The sequence below is a fragment of the Leifsonia sp. LS1 genome, from assembly GCF_020521355.1.
Classification (GTDB): domain Bacteria; phylum Actinomycetota; class Actinomycetes; order Actinomycetales; family Microbacteriaceae; genus Leifsonia.
Window position 1 is genome coordinate 443,039 of record NZ_BPER01000002.1, and the last position, 19,300, is coordinate 462,338.

Here is a 19,300-nt window from a genome sequence, read left to right on the forward strand (position 1 = left end):
GATGCCGACAGGACCCGAAACCACGCGGGATCCGGTGTCCGGCGAGCGGCTGGCCGCGGACGCCCTCGAGACCCTCCATGCCAACGGGGCCGAGTCCCACCGGACCCGCGCGCGGGCGGACCAGTTGTCATCCGCGCTCGGGGAGCCGATCGAGCTCGACCTGGGCTGGAACCGCTCCGAGGTCACGGCCGCGAGCGGCTCCCGGATCGTGTTCCGGACGCCGCCGTCGAATCTGGGCATGAACCGCGTCCTCGCCGTGGATCGGGCGATCGACGCCCTCGCCGCCGGGCGAACCGACCCGGCGGCGGCATATGAGGCGGTGCGGCGAGCGGCCGCGCTCCCGGCCGCGAACCTGGCGCTGTTCGTCCTGGCCTGCGCCGCGGGCGCCTCGTGTCTCGCGGTCATCTTCGGAGTCCGGCGGTGGGAGCCGATCGCCGTCATCGTGGTGTCCGCCGCTCTGGGCGCGGTGGTCCGACGGCTGCTCGGCCGGGCCGGCGCATCCCCGTTCTGGCAGGTCGGGGCCGCCGCCTTGATAGCGAGCGTGCTCGGCGCCGCCGCGGTCGACATGGGTTTCAGCTCCGAGCTGCGGCTCGCCGTGGTGTGCCCGTGCATGATCCTCGTCCCGGGTCCGCACCTCCTGAACGGCGCCTTCGACCTGGCGGGGCTGCGTATCCCGCTGGGCGTGAGCCGCCTCACCTTCGCCGCGGTCACTCTCCTCTCGATCGGCGCGGGCCTCGTGATCGGCCTCACGATCGGGGGCGCGAACCTGATCCCGGAGCCCGGCGGGCGGGAGGTCCCGGTGCTGCTCGACGCCGTCGCTGCGGGGGTCGTGGCCGTGTGCTACGGCGTCTTCTACTCGGCGCCCGTGCGCATCCTGTACTGGCCGCTCCTGGTGGGCGGGGCCGTCCACGCTCTCCGATGGACCGCCATCACCGTGTGGCACTGGGACTCCGCTCTCGCCGCCGCCCTCGCCTGCCTTCTCGCGGCGGGTGTGCTCCTTCCCGCTTCTCGTCGGTTCGGAGTGCCGTTCGCCGCCGTCGGGTTCGCCTCCGTCGTGTCGCTCATGCCCGGTGTACTCATCTTCCGCGTGCTCGACGGTCTGACGGTCCTGCAGCGGTCGTCCGGCGAGGCGGCCCAGCGGTTGCTCGTCGAGATCGTTCAGGACGCGACCGAGGCGGGCCTCACGGTGTTCGGCATGGCGGTCGGGATCCTGATTCCGGCGTTCGTCTACAACCGGATCCGCGCCGCGAGAGGGACGGGATCGTGACGGCCTCCGGCACGCGCGTCGCGTCGAGGGACGACCTCGGCTCCGGCGCACTGTGGACCGCGGCCGCGCTCAGTCTCATCGCCGGAGCGACGGATGTGACCAGCTGGCTGCTGCTCGGCGGCTTCTTCTCCGCCCACGTGACGGGCAACCTCGTGGTGCTGGCCGCCGATGCGGTCACCGGCCATCGGCCGGCTCCGGCGAGCCTCCTCGCGATCCCCGTGTTCGTCGTCGTCGTCGCCGCGGTCACCGTGACAGGACGCTCCTCCGCGTGGTTGAGGAGGCGCCGGTTCGCACCCCTGCTCGCCGTCCAGACCGTCCTGCTCGCGGTCGCCGCCGTGCTGTCCTTCACGACGACGGCCTCGGCAGACCCGGCCGCCCCGCTCGCGGTCGTCATCGGCCTGTGCGCGGTCGCGGCGATGGCGACCCAGAACGCCTACCTGCACCTCCTCCCCGGCGCGGCGTTCTCGACAGCGGTGATGACCGGCAACCTCGTCGTCGCCACCATGGCCGCCGTCGACCTCGTCCGCACGCGCGGGCGCGACCGGGCCGTCCGCGAAAGGTGGGCCGCGGCCTGGCCTCTGCTCACCGGGTTCATCGTGGGATGCCTGGTCGGCGCGACCGGGGCCAGCATGATCGGCGACCACGCTGCGATCACCCCCGCGGCCCTGTCGCTGATCCTCGCGGGCGTCACCGCCGCCGTCGGCCGGCAGAGGGGTGGGAGCGCGGGCGGCTGAGGCCGGGGTCCGGCGAACTCGGGCCGCGGGATGACAGCAAAAAAGCCCCGGAATTCCGGGGCTTCGCTTGCTGGGGTACCTGGACTCGAACCAAGAACAACTGAACCAGAATCAGCCGTGTTGCCAATTACACCATACCCCAAGGGCTTCGGGCCAAGGCCCGGGCACGAGAAACAACTCTATCCTACGCGCGCAACGAACTACAAAACGGCGCGCTCGTCCGCTTGGATGCCGATCAGGTCGCGGTTGACGGCGGATGCGACGACGGCGCCGGAGCCGGCCGCGACGATGAGCTGCTGGGGTCCGGGGGCTGTGGTCTCGCCTGCGGCGTAGACACCGGGGAGCGACGTGCGGCCCTGACGGTCGGTCACCAGGTAGCCGTCGGTGTCCCGGTCGAGGTCGAGGCCGGCGGCGAAGTCGAGCGCCGGGGTCCAGGCGGGGCGCACGAAGCCGCCCGCCCGCTCGATCACCGTGCCGTCGGCCAGTCGCACGCCGGTCATCACGCCCTTGTCCCCCACCACGTCGTCGATCGGGCGGCGCTCGACGGTGACGCCCAGCCGGGCCAGGGCCCGCTCCTCGTCCGCGCTCACGGGTGCGACGCCGTTGGTGAAGACCACGAGGTCGTCGGTCCACTGGGTGAGCAGGAGGGCGCGCTCGGCGAGGTCGGCGGACTCGCCGATGAGGGCGAGCGGCGTATCGGCCTTCTCGAAGCCGTCGCACTCGACGCAGCTGTGCAGCTGGGTGCCGTAGTAGGCGCGGAGGCTCGGGATGGCGGGCATGGTCTCGGTGACGCCGGTCGCGAGCACGAGGGCCTCCGCGACCGTGTCCACGTCCGCGCCGCCGCGCACGCCGCGGGCGCGCACCCGGAAGCCCGAGCCCTCCAGCTCGATCGACCCGACCTGGGCGAAGACGACCTGCGCGTTGTCGTAGGCGTCGACCTCCTCGCGGCCGAGACGGCGCAGCTCCAGCGGAGGCACGCCGTCGCGGGTCAAGAAGCCGCGCGCGATCAGTGTCGCAGCGTGCCGGGGCCGGTTGCCGTCGACGACGAGCAGCCGCCGCCGCGCACGCGCGAGGTTCAGTGCGGTCGAGAGCCCGGCCGGGCCGCCGCCGACGACGACGACCTCGAACGCTGCGTGCTCGCTCTGCTCGGGCACCGCTCCCCCTAGGCCAGCGACGCCGAGAGCCGGTCGAGCCGCGCGATGGTGTCGGCTTTGCCCAGGATCTCCATCGACTCGAACAGCGGCGGCGACACCCGGCGCCCCGAGACGGCGACACGCAGCGGCCCGAAGGCGACACGGGGCTTGAGGCCCATCGTCTCGATCAGGGCGTCGCGCAGGGCGCTCTCGATGGCGTCGTGGGTCCACTCGGCCTCGGGGATGTCGCCCAGGGCGCCGAGGGAGGCGGCGAGCACCTCGCCGGTGTTCGCGGGCAGCGACGCGCGGGCGTCATCCTCCACCACGAGCGAGGCAGCGTCGGTGAACAGGAAGCCGAGCATCCCCGGTGCCTCGCCGAGCAGCTGCATGCGCTCCTGGACCAGGGGTGCCGCCTCCGCGAGCACCGCGCGCTGCGCCTCGGTGAGCGGCTCGGTGAGGATACCGGCGGCCACCAGGTACGGGATGGTCCGCTCGGCGAAGTCCGCGACCTCCAGCAGCCGGATGTGGTCGCCGTTGATCGACTCGGCCTTCTTCTGGTCGAAGCGGGCCGGGTTCGGGTTCACGTCGGCGACATCGAACGCGGCGACCATCTCGTCGGTCGAGAACACGTCGCGGTCGTGGCTCAGCGACCAGCCGAGCAGCGCGAGGTAGTTGACCAGCCCTTCGGGGATGAAGCCGCGGTCACGGTGGTGGAACAGGTTCGACTCGGGGTCGCGCTTCGAAAGCTTCTTGTTGCCCTCGCCCATGACGTACGGGAGGTGGCCGAAGCGCGGTACGAAAGTGGTCACGCCCGCGTCGATCAGGGCATGGTACAGCGCGATCTGGCGCGGAGTGGACGACAGGAGGTCCTCGCCGCGCAGCACGTGGGTCACGCCCATGAGCGCGTCGTCGACCGGGTTCACGAAGGTGTAGAGCGGCTTGCCGTTGGGGCGCACCACCACGAAGTCGCTGAACGAGCCGGCCGGGAAGGTGATCTCGCCGCGCACCAGGTCGTCGAAGCTGAGGTCGTCGTCCGGCACGCGCAGACGCAGGGCCGGCTCGCGGCCCTCGGCGCGGTAGGCCGCCTTCTGCTCCTCGGTCAGGTCGCGCTCGAAGTTGTCGTAGCCGAGCTTCGGGTCGCGGCCGAGCGAGACGTTGCGCGCCTCGATCTCCTCGCCGGTGGCGAAGCTCTCGTAGATGTGGCCCGACTCCTTCAGGCGCTCGATGAGCTCCTGGTAGATCTCGCCGCGCTGCGACTGCCGGTACGGCCCGTGCGGGCCGCCCACGTCGATTCCCTCGTCCCAGTCGAGCTTCAGCCAGGTGAGCGCGTCGATGATCTGCGCGTAGCTCTCCTCGCTGTCGCGCGCCGCGTCGGTGTCTTCGATGCGGAAGACGAGCTTGCCGCCGGTGTGCCGTGCGTACGCCCAGTTGAACAGGGCGGTGCGGATCAGGCCGACGTGCGGCGTGCCGGTCGGCGACGGGCAGAAGCGGACGCGGACGTCCGAGCCGGTGGCCGTGGAGAAGGGGTGCGAAGCGTTGTCAGACATACCGCTCTCAATCCTAGTCAGGAGCGGCCGTGCGCGGCGCGGCTACTTGGGGGCGCGCACCGGGTTGACGAGCGAGCCGACCCCGTCGATCTCCACCTCGACCGTGTCGCCGGCCACGAGGGGCCCGACGCCGGCGGGTGTGCCGGTCAGGATGACGTCGCCGGGGAGCAGGGTGAAGACGCTCGACGCGTAGGCGACGATCGACGGGATGTCGTGCACCATCTCCGAGAGACGTGCCTGCTGCTTCAGCTCGCCGTTCACCCGGGTGCGCAGGAACGCCTCCGGGTCGAGCTCGGTCTCGATCACGGGGCCGAGCGGGCAGAACGTGTCGAAGCCCTTCGCGCGCGTCCACTGACCGTCCTTCTTCTGGAGGTCGCGGGCGGTCACGTCGTTGGCGACGGTGTACCCGAAGATGTACTCGTGGGCCTTCGCCTCCGGCACGTTGCGGGCGATCGTCCCGATCACGACGGCCAGCTCGCCCTCGAACTCCACGCGCTCCGACTGAGGCGGCAGCAGGATGGCGTCGCCGAGGCCGATGACGGACGTGTTCGGCTTGAGGAAGAGCAGCGGCTCGGCCGGCGCCTCCCCGCCCATCTCGGCGGCGTGGTCCCGGTAATTCTTGCCGACCGCCACCACCTTCGAGCGCGGGATGACCGGCGCGAGCAGCGCGCCGACCTTCCCGAGCGGCACACGCTCGCCCGTGGTGTCGAAGCCGGCGAACATGGGGTCCCCGGCGAGGACGACGAGGGCGTCCTCGTCGACGATTCCGTAGTCGATGGCGCCGTCGTGGCTGAATCGTGCGATCTTCACCCTACGAGCCTAGCCCCGCGACGATCCGCGCGATCGCGGGCGTCGGGACGCCGTCGCGCTCCCCGATGCGCAGCAGTGCGCCGCCGATGGCGTCGAGCTCGCTCGGCGCGCCGGCCGCGAGGTCCTCCTGCAGGGACGTGCGCATCCCGCCCGGCACGGTGGCGAGCACACTCATCAGGGCGACCGCGGTGGCGGGAACACCTTCGGCGGTGGAGCAGGCGACGATCTCCGCGACCACGGCCTCGGTCAGCTCCGGGTCCGCGCTGAGGGCGGCGCCGGCCGGCTGGCGCCAGTGCGAGGTGAGCAGGGCGAGGGTCGCCAGCATCCGGAACTTCGCCCAGAGCACCTCGGACTCGGTTCCGCGGGCGCGCACGCGCGGTCCGGCGTCGGCGAGCGCGCGGACCGCCGCGAATCCGGCCGCCGCCTCCGGGGCCTCGATGTTCACGAACGGGCTGCGGTGGTCGATCACGCTCGGCGAGAGGCGCAGCGCCGAGACCGCGACCGACGCGCCCGCGACCGCGACGCCCGGGAGCGCGGCGCGCAGCGGCCCGACGTGCTCCACCCCGTTGAGGAACGAGACGACCTCGACGGGCCGGGAGGCGGCGATGTCGGGCAGCACCGCGTCCAGCCCGTACGCCTTCGTGGCGAGGATGACGCTCGCCCCGTCCGGCACGACCGTGTCGGCCGGGACCCGCTCCACGCCCGAGCCGAACTGCGCGCTGCGCACCTCGATGCCGTCCGCGCGGAGGGCGTCCACCGTGGCCGGGCGCCCCACCGCGACCACGTCCCGCCCCGCCCGGTGCAGCAGCCACGCCACGAGGCCGCCGACCGCGCCGGGCCCCACGACCGCGAAGACGGTCTCGTCGGCGCGGGTCACGTCGCTCTCGTCGCTCATCCCACCGATGCTAGTCGCCACTCCCCCACCTCGAGCCCGGCGATGGCCTCGGCGGTGGCGGAGATCGCCGGCACGACGTCGGCCCCCGCCGCGCCGACGAGATTGATCGTCCGGTGGTCGCGGTTGCCTGTCGAGCGGAGCACGACGCCGGCTTGCTCCCCGGCCGAGCCGACCGCGAGGCCGGGGAGCAGGGCGACGCCCATCCCCTCGGCCACCATCCGCAGCACGGCGACGAAGTTGTCGGTCTCGTAGGCGATGCGCGGCTCGTAGCCGCGCCCGGCCGCCAGTTCCAGCAGATGGCCGCGGCAGCGCGGACACCCGCCGATCCACGCCTCGTCCGCCAGGTCGGCCAGATCGACGCGTTCGCGCACGGCGAGGGGATGCCCGGAGGGGAGGGCCAGCAGCATCTCGTCGCGCCAGAGCGGTGCGACCGCCAGGCCACGCGCGCTCTCGCGGTGCGGGTCGACCCGGTCTCCCGGATAGCCGAAGGTGATCGCCAGATCGGCGGTCTGCGCCCGGACGGCGGCGACGGCCTCCGGCGGCTCGGCTTCGAGGTAGGTGATCCGCACTCCGGGATGCCGGGCCTCCATGGTGCTCAGGAGGCGCGGCACGAGGGAGGACGAGGCGGAGGGGAATCCCGCCAGGCGCACCCGGCCCGTCCGCAGGCCGCGCAGGTCGTCGAGCTCGCCCGCCGCGGCGTCGAGCGCGGTCGTGACCGCCAGCGCATGCCGGGCGAGCACACGCCCGGCCTCGGTGAGGCGCACGCCGCGCCCGGCACGCGCGACGACGGGGAGCCCGATCCGGGCCTCCAGCTTGCGCAGGTGCTGACTCACCGCCGGCTGGCTGTATCCGAGGGCCTCGGCGGCGCGCGTGATCGATCCTTCGTCCGCGATCGCGCGGACCACGCGGAGGCTGTGGGAGTCGAGGTCGTCGGGCAGCATTCGCTAATCATAACCAATCCGAATGGATGCGATTGAACACCTGCTCTGGTGCGATGGATGGCGCATCCCGCACGGTGGAGGCATGCTCACCTTTCAGGACCGCTTCCCCGCCGGAGCCGGCTATCTCGCCGCGTGCACGCAGGGCCTGCCGACCCATGCGACCGTCGCCGCCGGCCGCGCGGACCTCGACCGCTGGGCGTCCGGCGCTTCGTCGCCCGTCGACTACGACGACGCGGTGCGCCGGGCCCGGGCCTCCTTCGCGCGCCTCGCCGGCGTACCGGTCGACGCCGTCGCGATCGGCTCGCAGGTGTCGGTGCTCGCCTCGCTCGTCGCCGCGTCCGTGCCCGACGGTGCGACCGTGCTCTGCGCCGACGGCGATTTCGCGTCGATGGTCGCACCCTTTTATGCGCAGGCCCACCGCGGCGTCGTCGTGCGCTCGGCACCACTGGCCGCCCTCGCAGACACGGTCGACGACCGCACCTGGCTCGTGGCGTTCTCCCTCGTGCAGTCGGCGACCGGCGCGCTCGCCGACGCCGACGGGATCCTCGCGGCGTGCGCCCGAACCGGGACGCGCACCTTCGCCGACCTCACCCAGGCGCTCGGCTGGCTGCCCGTCGACGCCTCGCGGTTCGACGTCACCGCCACGCACGCCTACAAATGGCTGTGCGCACCCCGCGGGTCCGCCTTCCTCACCGTCGGCGATGCGATGCGCGAGGCACTCGTCCCGGTGCACGCAGGCTGGTGCGCGGGTGAGGACCCGTGGACATCCTGCTACGGGCCCGTCGTCGAACCGGCCCGCTCCGCCCGACGCTTCGACGTCTCGCCCGCGTGGCCGGTCTGGCCGGGAACCGCAGCCGCCCTCGGCCTCTTCGACGACCTCGACATCCACGCCGTCCACGCGCACGCGACCGCGCTCGGCGACACGTTCGCCGAGGCGATGGGCCTGCCGACCCGCGGGCAGGCGATCGTCACCTGGGACGACCCCGACGGCGCCGCCCTGGCCGACCTCGCCGCGGCCGGCCTCCGCGCCTCCGGTCGCGCGGGCCGCGCCCGCGTCGCCTTCCACCTCTGGAACGACGAAGCCGACGTGCACGCCGCCCTGAAGGCGGTGCGCACGCCGGCCGTCCGCTGAAGGACCCGGTGCCGCAGGGCTACCCGTCGAGGCGGGTCATCCAGTTGTGGCGGTCGCGCGCGCGGCCGTACTGGATGTCGGTGAGCTCCTGGCGCAGCGCCATCGTCAGCTCCCCGGGCGGCGCGGTGATGTCGCCCACGGTGAACGTGTCCGACTTCAGCTCGCCGATCGGGGTGACCACCGCGGCGGTGCCGCAGGCGAACACCTCGACGATGTCGCCGCTCTCGACGCCGTCACGCCATTCGTCGATGGTGACCTTGCGGCGCTCGACCGTGTGGCCGCGGTCGCGGGCGAGCTGCAGGATGGAGTCGAGCGTGATCCCGTCAAGGATGCTCTCCGACTCCGGGGTCACCACGGTGCCGTCCTTGTAGACGAGCACCACGTTCATGCCGCCGAGCTCTTCGAGGTACTTGCCCTCCACGGAGTCGAGGAACAGCACCTGGGCGCAGCCGTGGTCGTACGCCTCCGCCTGCGGCAGGAGGCTCGACGCGTAGTTGCCACCGGTCTTCGCCGCTCCCGTGCCGCCCTGGCCCGCGCGGGACCACCGGTCGGAGAGCCAGATGGAGACGGGGGCGACGCCGCCGGTGAAGTAGGCGCCCGCCGGGCTCGCGATCAGGTAGTACGCGACCTTGTTCGCCGGGCGCACGCCGAGGAACGCCTCCTTGGCGAACATGAACGGACGCAGGTAGAGGCTGGTCTCCGGCGCCGAGGGCACCCAGTCGCCGTCCACGGCGATAAGCTGCTTGATCGAGTCGAGGAAGTGCTCGACGGGCAGCTCGGGCAGCGCCAGGCGGTAGGCCGAGCGCTGCATGCGCGCCGCGTTGGCCTCGGGGCGGAAGGTCCAGATCGAGCCGTCCTCGTGTCGGTACGCCTTGAGGCCCTCGAAGATCTCCTGGGCGTAGTGCAGCACGGCCGCCGACGGGTCGAGCTGGATGGGCCCGTACGGCGAGACGCGCGGCCGGTGCCAGCCGCCCTTCGACGACCAGCAGATGTCGACCATGTGGTCCGTGAAGTAGTTGCCGAAGCCCGGGTCGGCGAGGATCTCCTCGCGCTCGGCGGCGTCGCGCGCGGCCTCGTTGCGCGTGACCTGCCAGAGCAGGCCGCTCGTCTCGGTGGGGCCGCTGGTGAGTGTGATACTGCTGGATGTCATTGAGAGTCCTTTGCGCTGCCTGCGGTGAAACAGGGTGATCTAATTCTGCGCCACCCGGGCGGCGATCGCGTCGCCGATCTCGGCGGTCGTGCGCTGCGCCCCGCTGCGGGAGGCCAGGTCGGCGGACACCGCCTGCTCCACGCGAGCCGCCTGCTCCTGGGCGCCGAGGTGGCGGAGCAGGAGTGCGACGGAGAGGATCGCGGCGGTGGGGTCGGCCTTCTGCTGGCCGGCGATGTCCGGAGCCGATCCGTGAACCGGTTCGAACATGCTCGGGAACGCGCCGGCGGGGTTGATGTTGCCCGACGCTGCCAGCCCGATGCCGCCGCTGATCGCGGCCGCGAGGTCGGTGAGGATGTCGCCGAAGAGGTTGTCCGTGACGATCACGTCAAATCTAGCAGGGTCCGTGACGAGGAAGATCGTCGCGGCGTCCACGTGCAGGTAGTCGACGGCCACATCCGGATGCTCGGCGGCCACCGCGTCGACGATGCGCTTCCACAGCCCGCCCGCGAACGTCAGCACGTTCGTCTTGTGCACGAGCGTCAGCTTCTTGCGCCGTTGCCCGGCCTGCTCGAACGCAAACCGCACGACGCGCTCGACGCCGAAGGCGGTGTTGACGGAGACCTCGTTGGCGATCTCGTGCGGCGTGCCCTGGCGGATGGCGCCGCCGTTGCCGACGTAGGGCCCCTCTGTGCCCTCCCGGACGACGACGAAGTCGACCGCGCCGGGGTCGGCCAGCGGGCTGGCGATGCCGGGGAACAGCGTGGTCGGGCGGAGGTTGACGTAGTGGTCGAGGGAGAAGCGCAGCTTCAGCAACAGGCCGCGCTCGATGTTCGCCCCTGCGAGCCGCGGGTCGCCGGGCGTCCCGCCGACCGCGCCCAGCAGGATCGCGTCGTGCGCGGAGATCGCCGCCAGGTCGTCGTCCGTGAGCACGTCGCCCGTGGCCAGGTAGCGGTCCGCGCCGAGCGAGAAGTGCGTCTTCTCGAAGGCGAGGTCGCTGCCGGCACTCACCGCGTCGAGAACCTTGACCGCCTCGGCGATCACCTCCGGCCCGATCCCGTCTCCGGGGATGACAGCGAGCTTGACGGTCTGGGACATGGCACTCCTGCGTGGTCGATGCGTGCGGACGCCTCCACATTACCGGCCGGGGCGGCCTCCCTCCTCGCCGCGTCAGCCGCGCAGCCGCCGGAGGGAGACCACCGCGAGCACCGCAGCGGCGGCCATGAGACCGACCCCGATGCCGGCGGTCAGCCCGACGCCGGAATCGAACGCCGCCCGCGCCGACGCGAGCAGCTGCTCGCCCAGTTGCGGCGGGAGCTGGCCGGCCACGGTCGTCGCACCCCCCAGGGTCTCCCCCGCGGCGTGCGCCTGGGCATCGGTGAGTCCGCTCGGCAGCACGACCGCCGCCCGGTAGGACGCGGTGAGGATGGTGCCCAGTGTCGCCGTCCCGAGCACCGCGCCGAGCTCGTAGGCCGTCTCGGAGACCGCCGACGCGGCCCCGGCCTTCTCCGCGGGCGCGCTCGTGAGGATCAGCTCGTTCGAGACGGTCTCCGCCGCGCCGATGCCCAGCCCGAGGAGCACGAAGGACAGGATGAGCGTCCCGGTCTGCGCGTCCCCGCCCGAGAGGGCGATGACGAGGTAGCCGACCGCCGAGATGCCGAGCGCGACGGGGACCACGATCGCGGGGCGCACGCGTCGCGCGATCGGAACGACGACGAGGCCTGCGACGATCATGACCGCGAGTCCGGGGAGCAGGACGAGCCCCGACTCGATCGGGCTGAGCCCGAGCACCAGCTGCAGGTGCTGGGAGACGAAGAACAGGTAGCCGACGAGCGACACCACGCTCAGCAGGTTGACCAGCACTGCGCCGCTGAACGAGGCGCGTCGGAACAGGCGCATGTCGAGCATCGGGATGGGGCGGCGCAACTGACGGCGCACGAACAGCCAGCCCGCGGCGACGCCGATCAGGATCGCCAGCACCCCCACGACCGTGAGCCCCTCCGACGCCAGCGACTTGATGCCGTAGACGACGGGCGCCATCGCCATCAGCGAGAGCAGGATGCTCGGCACGTCGATCGGCCCCGGGTTCGGGTCGCGCGACTCGCGCACCAGCAGCGGCGTCAGCACGAGCAGCGGGATGAGCACGGGGACGGCGAGCAGGAACACGGAGCCCCACCAGAAGTGCTCGATCAGGAGGCCGCCGACGATCGGGCCCAGAGCGGAGCCGGCCGCGAAACCGGACGCCCAGACGGCGATCGCCAGGCGCCGCTGCTCGCGGTCGACGAACACGCTCCGCAGCAGCGACAGCGTCGACGGCATGAGCATCGCGCCGAAGAAGCCGAGACTGGCGCGCGCGGCGATGAGCAGCTCCGTGGTGGGGGCGAACGCCGCACCGACGGAGACGAGCGCGAAGCCGGTCGCGCCGATCATGAGCAGCTTCCTGCGCCCGATCCGGTCGCCCAGGCTGCCCATCGAGACGAGCAGGCCGGCGAGGACCAGCGGGTAGGCGTCGATGATCCACAGCATCCCGGTGCCGCTCGGCTCGAGCGCCTGCGAGATGGCGGGCAGCGCGAAGCTCAGGACGGTGTTGTCCACCGAGACCAGGAGCACCGGGAGCATGAGGACGGCGAGAGCCACCCACTCGCGCGCACCGGCGCGCGGGGCGACGGTGGGTGCGGGCCGGGTGGGGTTCGTCGTGGACATGTCGATTACTGTACCGTCTGGACGGTATAGTAGTCAAGCCCGAGCGGCTAGCATGGGCGGCATGGCCGAAACCCCCTCCGCCCGCGACCGCATCCTCGACGCCTTCGAGGAACTCCTCGGGGAGCAGAGCGAACGGGCGGCCACCCTCGAGGCCGTCGCCGCGCGCGCCGGCGTCTCCAAGGGCGGCCTGCTCTACCATTTCGCCTCCAAGGACGCGATGGTCGACGGCGTGCTCGCCCGGCTGAACGACCACGTCGAGGCCGATCTCGGGCGCATGCGGGCTGCACCCGAGGGGCCGGTCGACTACTTCATCCGCACGTCCATCCCCACGGACAACGCCCTCGAACGCTCCATCGTCGCCGTCGCCCGCCTGGCGCAGAGTGCGGACAGCCGGGCGCGCGACGCCCTCGCCGCGATGCAGCGATCCTGGCTCGAGATCCTCGAGTCATCGGTCGGCGACCCGCTCATCGCGCGCATCATCATGCTCATCGGCGACGGGATGTACTACAACACCGCGCTCCTGCCCGACACGAACGCCGTCCTCCGCGGCGAGACCGATCTCGACCGCGTGATCGAGCTCGTCCAGCGCCTCGGCGTCGATCCCGTGGCCTGAGCAGCGCCGTCGGCCGGACTCCCCAGCCTCACGCTCCGCGCTGCTCGTCCCGCCGGCGGGTGAGGAACCGCCGCACCCGCGCGTCGTCGGCCGCCGCCAGGGCCCGCTCGTAGGCGTCCGCGGCGGCGCGCCGCTCCCCCGATGCCCGCAGTAGGTCGGCGCGCACGGCGAGAGCCTGCGCGGCGGCCACGCCGTCGAACAGGTCGGGATGCGCGTCCAGTTCTGCGAGCGCCGCCTCCGGCCCCACGTCCGGACTGTAGGCACGGGCCACGATCCTCCCGAGCCGGGCGGTCGCCGACGGCCACCCGCGCACGAGACCGTCGTACAGCCGCGCGATGGCCGGCCAGTCTGTGGTCTCCCATGTCGGCGCCATCCCGTGCAGCCCCGCGACGGCCGCCTGCAGGGCGAACCGGCCGGGCTCCTCCCCTGCCGCAGTCGTCAGCGCGGCGGTCGCGAGCCGCTCCCCCTCGGCCAGCAGCGCGCGATCCCAGCGCGTGCGGTCCGCGTCGGCGAGCGTGACGAAGTCGTCCTGCGCCGAGACCCGGGTCGCCTGCCGCGCCTCGGTGAGCAGCAGGAGCGCCAGCAGCGCCGTCGCCTCCGCGTCGTCCGGGCGGATGCGACGCACGTCCCTGGCCAGCTCGACGGCGTCGGCGCGCAGCCGGTCGTCGGTGCGCGCGTGGCCGACCGTGTAGAGCAGGTAGACCGTGGTGAGCGCGTCCGGCAGACGGTCGCTCAACGCCTCCGGGTCATCCATTGTGAAGCGCAGCCCCGAATCGTGGATGCGCTTCTTGGCCCGGGTCAGGCGCGCCGCCATCGTCGCTTCCGGCACCAGGAAGACCTCCGCCACCTGCGCCGTCGGAACACCGCAGACGAAACGCAGGGCGAGGGCGACCCGCGTCTCCTCGGTCACCTCGGGGTGACAGACCAGGAGGATGAGCTCCAGACGCTCGTCCCCGGTGAACACGTCGTTCGCGAGCATGTCGCCCTCCGCCACGCTGTTCCGCGCCTCCCGCCCGGCCTCGTCCGCCGCGAGGGCGGGAAGGGCACGGGCCGCTGTGGCCTCGCGGCGCAACGCGTCGATGGCGATCCGTCGGGCGACCGTCGTGATCCACGCGGCGGGGTTGGCGGGCGCGCGACCCCTGGCCGTCTCGGCGACCGCGCGGGCGAACGCCTCCTGCACCGCGTCCTCCGCGAGCTGCAGGTCGCCGACCGAGCGGGCGACGGCGCCCAGGATGCGCGGCGCCTCCGTGCGGTATGCGCGCTCGATGGCGGTGGTCACAGCTCATTCAAACAAGCAGCGACCACCGCCGCAATCAGTTCGCGCGGTCGAACACGAGCACCGGGTACAGCTCGACCCAGCCCTCGCTCGGAACCAGCGACGCGAGCTCGCGAGCCCGCTCCGGAGTCGCGGCGGTGAAGCTGTAGAAGCCGGTCACCACCTCCCGGGTCTCGCCGAACGGGCCGTCGGTGATCAGCGGCGTCTGCCCGGCGCGCGGGGTGATCTTCGTCGCGGCGCTCTCCGGCTGCAGGGCGTTGCTGGCGAGGATCCTCTCGCCCGCCGCTGCCACCGCCTCCTGGAACGCCCGGTGCCCGGCCATCCCGGCTGCCCAGTCCTCCGCGCTCATTGCGGCCGGATCCCAGTTCGGCTCTTTGATGAGCAGGACGTACTCGTCGGTCATGATGTCTCCTCACGTCTCGCGCGCTCACGCGCGCTCACTGATGCGAACACCGGTACGACGTCAGTCAATCGCGGAAATCGACAGCCCGCCGGAAAAACTTCTCCGGCGGGCTGTCGAGGGGTGTCCGGGAGGCGCTCAGGACTCGGTGATGTCGATCTCCTGCAGGAGGTCGGCGTCGATCGCGACGCGGACCTTCTCGAGCAGTCCCTCCGGCACGCGCGAGTCGACGGTCAGGACGCTGAGCGCCTTGCCGCCGGCCGACGTGCGGGCGATCTGCATCCCGGCGATGTTGATCGACGACTCACCGAACTCGCGGCCGTAGACGGCGACGATGCCGGGGCGGTCGTCGTAGACCATGACGATGAGGTGCTCCGCGATCGGCACCTCGACGTCGTAGCCGTTGATCTCGACGACCTTCTCGATCTGCTTGGTACCGGTCAGGGTGCCGGAGACCGACACCTGCGAACCGTCGCTGAGCGCGCCGCGCAGCGTGATCAGGTTGCGGTACTCCTCGCTCACCGAGTCGGTGATGAGGCGAACCTCGATGCCGCGCTGCTCGGCGAGGAGCGGCGCGTTCACGTACGACACCGTCTCACTGACGATGTTGGTGAAGATGCCCTTCAGCGCCGCGAGCTTCAGCACGCTCACGTCGTAGTCGACGAGCTCGCCGCGCACCTCGACGTCGATGCTGGTGAGCGGGCTGTGTGCGAGCCCGGAGAACACCTGGCCGAGCTTCTCGACCAGCGGGATGCCCGGGCGCACGTACGGGTCGATGACGCCCCCGGCGACGTTGACGGCGTCGGGGACGAGCTCGCCCGAGAGAGCGAGGCGCACCGAGCGCGCGACCGAGACGCCCGCCTTCTCCTGGGCCTCGTCGGTGGAGGCGCCGAGGTGCGGGGTCACGATGACGTTCTCGAGTGCCAGCAGGGGGGAGTCCGTCGGCGGCTCGCTCACGAAGACGTCGAGGCCGGCCCCGGCGATCGAGCCGGAGGTGAGGGCACGGTAGAGGGCGTCCTCGTCGATGAGGCCGCCGCGCGCGACGTTCACGATGAACGCGGTCTCCTTCATCAGGGCGAGCTGGTCGTCGCTGATCATGCCCGTGGTCTCGGGGGTCTTGGGCATGTGGATGGTGACGAAGTCCGACTCGGCGAGGAGCTCGTCGAGCGTCACCAGCTGCACGCCCAGCTGCTGCGCGCGGGCGGAGGTGACGTAGGGGTCGTACGCGACGACCTTCGTGCCGAACGCCTGCAGGCGGGCCGTGATGAGCGCGCCGATGCGCCCCAGGCCGATGATGCCGATCGTCTTCTCGTAGAGCTCGACGCCGGTGTACTTCGACCGCTTCCACTGCCCCTGGGCGAGCGCGCTGTGCGCGGCCGGGATGTGGCGGGCGAGGCTCAGGATGTGTCCGACGGTGAGCTCGGCGGCGGAGATGATGTTCGAGGTCGGCGCGTTGACGACCATGACGCCCGCGGTGGTGGCGGTCTTGATGTCGACGTTGTCGAGACCGACGCCGGCGCGGGCGACCACCTTGAGCTTCGGCGCCGCGCCGATGACCTCGGCGTCGACCTTCGTGGCGGAGCGGACGAGGATCGCGTCGGCGTCGGCGACGGCGGTGAGCAGCGCGGGGCGGTCGGTCCCGTCGGCGCTGCGGATCTCGAAGTCGGGCCCCAGGGCGTCGACGGTGGCGGGCGAGAGTTCTTCGGCGATCAGGACGACCGGCTTTGTCACGTGGCAGTTTCCTTCGAGGTGCAGGGCTGGCTTGGGAGAGAAGAGCGCCACGGTCGGTGGGGCGCAGGTCGCGTTAACTCTAGCGGGAGCGCAGGTGCTGCTTTCGCCGCGTTACGCGCGGAACGGCCCCGCCCGGGAGAGGATGGTGGGATGACCGCCTTCGACATCGCGCAGCTCGTGACCCGGCTGGCTCTCGCGGCGGTCTTCCTCGTCATGGGCACCCTGCATTTCGTGCCGGGGCCGGCCCGCGGCATGGCGGCGATGATCCCGCCGGCCCTGCGCCGCCCCGGGGTGCCGGCGCCACCGGTCCTGGTCGCCGTCACGGGCGTCTGCGAGGTCGCGGGCGGCATCGGACTGCTGCTGCCTCCCACCCGTGCGGCCGCGGCGATCTGCCTCGTGGTGTTCCTGATCGCGGTGTTTCCCGCGAACGCCTACGCTGCGCGCCATCCGGACCGCTTCGGCGCCTTCGGCACGCCCCTCCTCCCCCGGGCGGCGCTGCAGCTGCTGCTGATCGCGCTGTGCGTGTTCTGCGCGCTGTGACGGGCTAGGCGCGCTGCGACTCCGCCGCCGCGACGGCGGCTCGGACCGTCGTCGGGTCGGTGATGTCGTAGGCTGCATCGCCGCCCCCCGGTCCGCTCGGCGCGCCCTGGACCGTGTCGCGCGCCGACAGGTGCACGGCGGCGACACCCGCGGCCGCGAGTGCGGGGATGTCCTCCACGCGCACACCTCCCCCGGCCATCACCTGGACGCGCCCCTCACCGCGCTCGACCAGCGCGGTGAGCACCTCGACGCCCTCGATGCTGCGGGGCGCGCCGCCAGAGGAGAGCACCCGTGTGACCCCGAGGCCGCTGAGCGCCTCGAGCGCCGACATCGGGTCTGCGACGATGTCGAGCGCGCGGTGGAAGGTCACCTCGAGGCCGTCCGCCGCGGCGACGAACCGCTCGACGGCAGGGCGATCGACCCGCCCGGCCTCGTCCAGCGCGCCGACCACGACGCCCGATGCGCCGACCTCGCGTGCGAAACGGATGTCGGCGACGGTGGTGGCCAGTTCGTCCTCGTCGTACACGAAGCCGCCGCCGCGAGGCCGCACGAGCACGTGGACGAACCCGGCGCGCGACGCCTCCTCCGCCGCCTCGACGGCGGCACGGAGCACACCGGCCGACGGTGTGAGGCCGCCGAGGCCCAGCGCCGAGCACAGCTCGACGCGGTCCGCGCCCTCCGCGAGAGCGATGCGCACGCCGGGCACATCCTGCACGGCGATCTCGACGGCGGGTCGGGGCATGGCGGTGGTCCTCTCGACGACGAAGGGGTGCCGTGCCCCGATCCCGTCCGGAGACGGGTGGAGCACGGCACCCCTCAGGCTAGCGTGCCGTCAGACGGCAGCAGCGCGGCGCTGGATCAGCGCGCGACCTCGCCGTCCACGTAGTCGTCGTCGTTCGATGCGTTCCATGCGAAGAGCTTGCGCAGCTCGCGGCCGGTGGCCTCGATCGGGTGCTGCTCGCCCTTCTTGCGCAGCGCGAGGAACTCCGGCGCGCCGGCGTCCTGGTCCGCGATGAAGCGCTCGGCGAAGGCGCCGGTCTGGATGTCCGTGAGGACGGCCTGCATGTTCTCCTTGACGTGCGGGTCGATGACGCGCGGGCCCGAGACGTAGTCGCCGTACTCGGCCGTGTCGGAGACGCTCCAGCGCTGCTTGGCGATGCCGCCCTCCCACATCAGGTCCACGATGAGCTTGAGCTCGTGCAGCACCTCGAAGTAGGCGACCTGCGGCTGGTAGCCGGCCTCGGTCAGGGTCTCGAAGCCGTACTGGACGAGCTGCGAGACACCGCCGCAGAGCACGGCCTGCTCGCCGAACAGGTCGGTCTCGGTCTCCTCGGTGAAGGTGGTCTTGATGCCGCCGGCGCGGAGGCCGCCGATGCCCTTGGCGTAGCTCAGGACGAGCGGCCACGCGTTGCCGGTGGCGTCCTTCTCGACGGCGACGATGACGGGGACTCCGCGGCCGGCCTCGTACTCGCGGCGCACGGTGTGGCCCGGGCCCTTGGGGGCGACCATGATGACGTCCACGCCCTCCGGCGCCTCGATGTAGCCGAAGCGGATGTTGAAGCCGTGGCCGAAGACGAGCGCGTTGCCCTCTTCGATGTTCGGCTGGATGTCCTCGGCGTAGAGGTGGCGCTGGACCTGGTCCGGCGCGAGGATGACGACGACGTCTGCCCACTTGGCGGCGTCGGCGGCGCTGAGGACGCGGAAGCCCGCCTCCTCGGCCTTCGGCTTCGACTTCGAGCCGTCCTTCAGGCCGATGACGACCTCGACGCCCGAGTCGCGGAGGTTCTGCGCGTGCGCGTGCCCCTGCGAGCCGTAGCCGATGACGGCGACCTTCTTGCTCTGGATGATCGAGAGATCGGCGTCGTTGTCGTAATAGATCTCAGCCACTGGTGGATTCTCCTTCATGTGTGGTTCTGACGGTTCAGTTCTTGAAGACGCGCTCGGTGATCGACTTGGAGCCGCGGCCGATCGCGAGCAGGCCCGACTGGGCCATCTCCTTGATCCCGTAGGGCTCGAGCACCTTGAGCAGCGCCTGGGTCTTGCCGGAGTCGCCCGTGACCTCGATCACGAGCGCGTCCGTGGCCACGTCGACGACGCGGGCGCGGAAGAGGTTGACCGCCTCCAAGACCTGGGAGCGGGTGGAGTTGTCGACGCGCACCTTGATGAGCAGGTGCTCGCGTTGGACCGACTGCGCCGGGTCCAGCTCCACGATCTTGATGACGTTGATCAGCTTGTTGAGCTGCTTGGTGACCTGCTCGAGCGGCAGCTCCTCCACGTCGACCACGACGGTGATGCGGGAAAGCCCCTCGACCTCGCTGGTGCCCACCGCGAGCGAGTGGATGTTGAATCCGCGCCGGGCGAACAGGCCGGCGACCCGGGTCAGCAGACCCGGCTTGTCCTCCACGAGGAGGCTCAGAACGTGGCTGCTCAT

Annotated in this window: 19 protein-coding genes and 1 tRNA gene; 5 read left to right on the forward strand and 15 right to left on the reverse strand. The window is 71.8% G+C overall.

Features of this window, described 5'->3' with window-relative positions:
• The first annotated feature begins 1 nt into the window (after nt 1).
• Both LLS1_RS05450 and LLS1_RS05455 read left to right on the forward strand, forming a co-directional pair.
• Entirely contained in the window at nt 2-1,267 is a 1,266-nt protein-coding gene (locus tag LLS1_RS05450; protein ID WP_226653916.1) for a threonine/serine exporter ThrE family protein, read from the forward strand.
• Nucleotides 1,264-2,001: a YoaK family protein gene (locus LLS1_RS05455; protein ID WP_226653917.1), complete on the forward strand. Its 738-nt coding sequence runs from the start codon at nt 1,264-1,266 to the stop codon at nt 1,999-2,001. Before LLS1_RS05450 ends, LLS1_RS05455 begins: the two co-directional genes overlap by 4 nt.
• A 70-nt stretch (nt 2,002-2,071) precedes the next feature.
• Here LLS1_RS05455 and LLS1_RS05460 read toward each other — a convergent pair.
• From LLS1_RS05460 to LLS1_RS05485, 6 genes are all read right to left on the reverse strand, one after another.
• A tRNA-Gln gene (locus LLS1_RS05460) sits at nt 2,072-2,143 on the reverse strand.
• Nucleotides 2,144-2,201: 58 nt separating this feature from the next.
• Complete coding sequence (locus LLS1_RS05465) at nt 2,202-3,155, reverse strand: NAD(P)/FAD-dependent oxidoreductase (protein WP_226653918.1); 954 nt, start codon at nt 3,153-3,155, stop codon at nt 2,202-2,204.
• An 8-nt stretch (nt 3,156-3,163) separates the two neighbouring features.
• Nucleotides 3,164-4,681, reverse strand: a complete 1,518-nt coding sequence (gltX, locus tag LLS1_RS05470; protein ID WP_226653919.1) for a glutamate--tRNA ligase — start codon at nt 4,679-4,681, stop codon at nt 3,164-3,166.
• 42 nt (nt 4,682-4,723) lie between these two features.
• The gene (locus LLS1_RS05475; protein WP_226653920.1) at nt 4,724-5,491 is read right to left on the reverse strand and encodes a fumarylacetoacetate hydrolase family protein; all 768 of its coding nucleotides are present in this window, start codon (nt 5,489-5,491) and stop codon (nt 4,724-4,726) included.
• Nucleotide 5,492: 1 nt separating this feature from the next.
• Nucleotides 5,493-6,386, reverse strand: a complete 894-nt coding sequence (locus LLS1_RS05480; RefSeq protein ID WP_226653921.1) for a ketopantoate reductase family protein — start codon at nt 6,384-6,386, stop codon at nt 5,493-5,495.
• Entirely contained in the window at nt 6,383-7,327 is a 945-nt protein-coding gene (locus LLS1_RS05485) for a LysR family transcriptional regulator (RefSeq protein ID WP_226653922.1), read from the reverse strand. The genes LLS1_RS05480 and LLS1_RS05485 overlap by 4 nt, the downstream gene beginning before the upstream one ends.
• Before the next feature lie 82 nt (nt 7,328-7,409).
• On the opposite strand from LLS1_RS05485, the gene LLS1_RS05490 reads away from it, so the two are divergent.
• Nucleotides 7,410-8,459 carry an aminotransferase class V-fold PLP-dependent enzyme gene (locus tag LLS1_RS05490; RefSeq protein WP_226653923.1) on the forward strand — a complete coding sequence of 350 codons (1,050 nt, stop codon included), beginning with the start codon at nt 7,410-7,412 and terminating at the stop codon, nt 8,457-8,459.
• Nucleotides 8,460-8,478: 19 nt separating this feature from the next.
• Here the strand turns inward: LLS1_RS05490 and LLS1_RS05495 are convergent, their stop codons facing one another.
• From LLS1_RS05495 to LLS1_RS05505, 3 genes are all read right to left on the reverse strand, one after another.
• Nucleotides 8,479-9,609 (reverse strand): branched-chain amino acid aminotransferase, encoded by a 1,131-nt coding sequence (locus LLS1_RS05495; RefSeq protein WP_226653924.1) that lies wholly within the window; start codon nt 9,607-9,609, stop codon nt 8,479-8,481.
• A gap of 39 nt (nt 9,610-9,648) precedes the next feature.
• Nucleotides 9,649-10,704, reverse strand: coding sequence for a 3-isopropylmalate dehydrogenase (locus LLS1_RS05500; protein ID WP_226653925.1), 1,056 nt, complete (start codon nt 10,702-10,704; stop codon nt 9,649-9,651).
• A gap of 72 nt (nt 10,705-10,776) precedes the next feature.
• Nucleotides 10,777-12,309, reverse strand: a complete 1,533-nt coding sequence (locus tag LLS1_RS05505) for an MFS transporter (RefSeq protein ID WP_226653926.1) — start codon at nt 12,307-12,309, stop codon at nt 10,777-10,779.
• A gap of 61 nt (nt 12,310-12,370) precedes the next feature.
• Here LLS1_RS05505 and LLS1_RS05510 point away from each other — a divergent pair, with 61 nt between their 5' ends.
• Nucleotides 12,371-12,922 carry a TetR/AcrR family transcriptional regulator gene (locus tag LLS1_RS05510; RefSeq protein WP_226653927.1) on the forward strand — a complete coding sequence of 184 codons (552 nt, stop codon included), beginning with the start codon at nt 12,371-12,373 and terminating at the stop codon, nt 12,920-12,922.
• Nucleotides 12,923-12,950: 28 nt separating this feature from the next.
• Here LLS1_RS05510 and LLS1_RS05515 read toward each other — a convergent pair whose 3' ends face one another.
• The 3 genes from LLS1_RS05515 to serA all read right to left on the reverse strand — a co-directional run bounded on the left by LLS1_RS05515 (nt 12,951) and on the right by serA (nt 16,329).
• Complete coding sequence (locus LLS1_RS05515) at nt 12,951-14,201, reverse strand: RNA polymerase sigma factor (RefSeq protein ID WP_226653928.1); 1,251 nt, start codon at nt 14,199-14,201, stop codon at nt 12,951-12,953.
• A gap of 34 nt (nt 14,202-14,235) precedes the next feature.
• Nucleotides 14,236-14,601, reverse strand: coding sequence for a YciI family protein (locus tag LLS1_RS05520; RefSeq protein ID WP_226653929.1), 366 nt, complete (start codon nt 14,599-14,601; stop codon nt 14,236-14,238).
• 135 nt (nt 14,602-14,736) lie between these two features.
• Entirely contained in the window at nt 14,737-16,329 is a 1,593-nt protein-coding gene (serA, locus tag LLS1_RS05525; protein WP_226653930.1) for a phosphoglycerate dehydrogenase, read from the reverse strand.
• A gap of 150 nt (nt 16,330-16,479) precedes the next feature.
• Here serA and LLS1_RS05530 point away from each other — a divergent pair, with 150 nt between their 5' ends.
• The gene (locus LLS1_RS05530; protein ID WP_226653931.1) at nt 16,480-16,869 is read left to right on the forward strand and encodes a DoxX family membrane protein; all 390 of its coding nucleotides are present in this window, start codon (nt 16,480-16,482) and stop codon (nt 16,867-16,869) included.
• A gap of 4 nt (nt 16,870-16,873) precedes the next feature.
• Here the strand turns inward: LLS1_RS05530 and LLS1_RS05535 are convergent, their stop codons facing one another.
• The 3 genes from LLS1_RS05535 to ilvN form a co-directional block, all read right to left on the reverse strand.
• Nucleotides 16,874-17,611 carry a copper homeostasis protein CutC gene (locus tag LLS1_RS05535; RefSeq protein ID WP_226653932.1) on the reverse strand — a complete coding sequence of 246 codons (738 nt, stop codon included), beginning with the start codon at nt 17,609-17,611 and terminating at the stop codon, nt 16,874-16,876.
• A gap of 116 nt (nt 17,612-17,727) precedes the next feature.
• Entirely contained in the window at nt 17,728-18,756 is a 1,029-nt protein-coding gene (gene ilvC / locus LLS1_RS05540; protein WP_223360528.1) for a ketol-acid reductoisomerase, read from the reverse strand.
• A 34-nt stretch (nt 18,757-18,790) separates the two neighbouring features.
• Nucleotides 18,791-19,300 carry an acetolactate synthase small subunit gene (gene ilvN, locus LLS1_RS05545; RefSeq protein ID WP_223360527.1) on the reverse strand — a complete coding sequence of 170 codons (510 nt, stop codon included), beginning with the start codon at nt 19,298-19,300 and terminating at the stop codon, nt 18,791-18,793.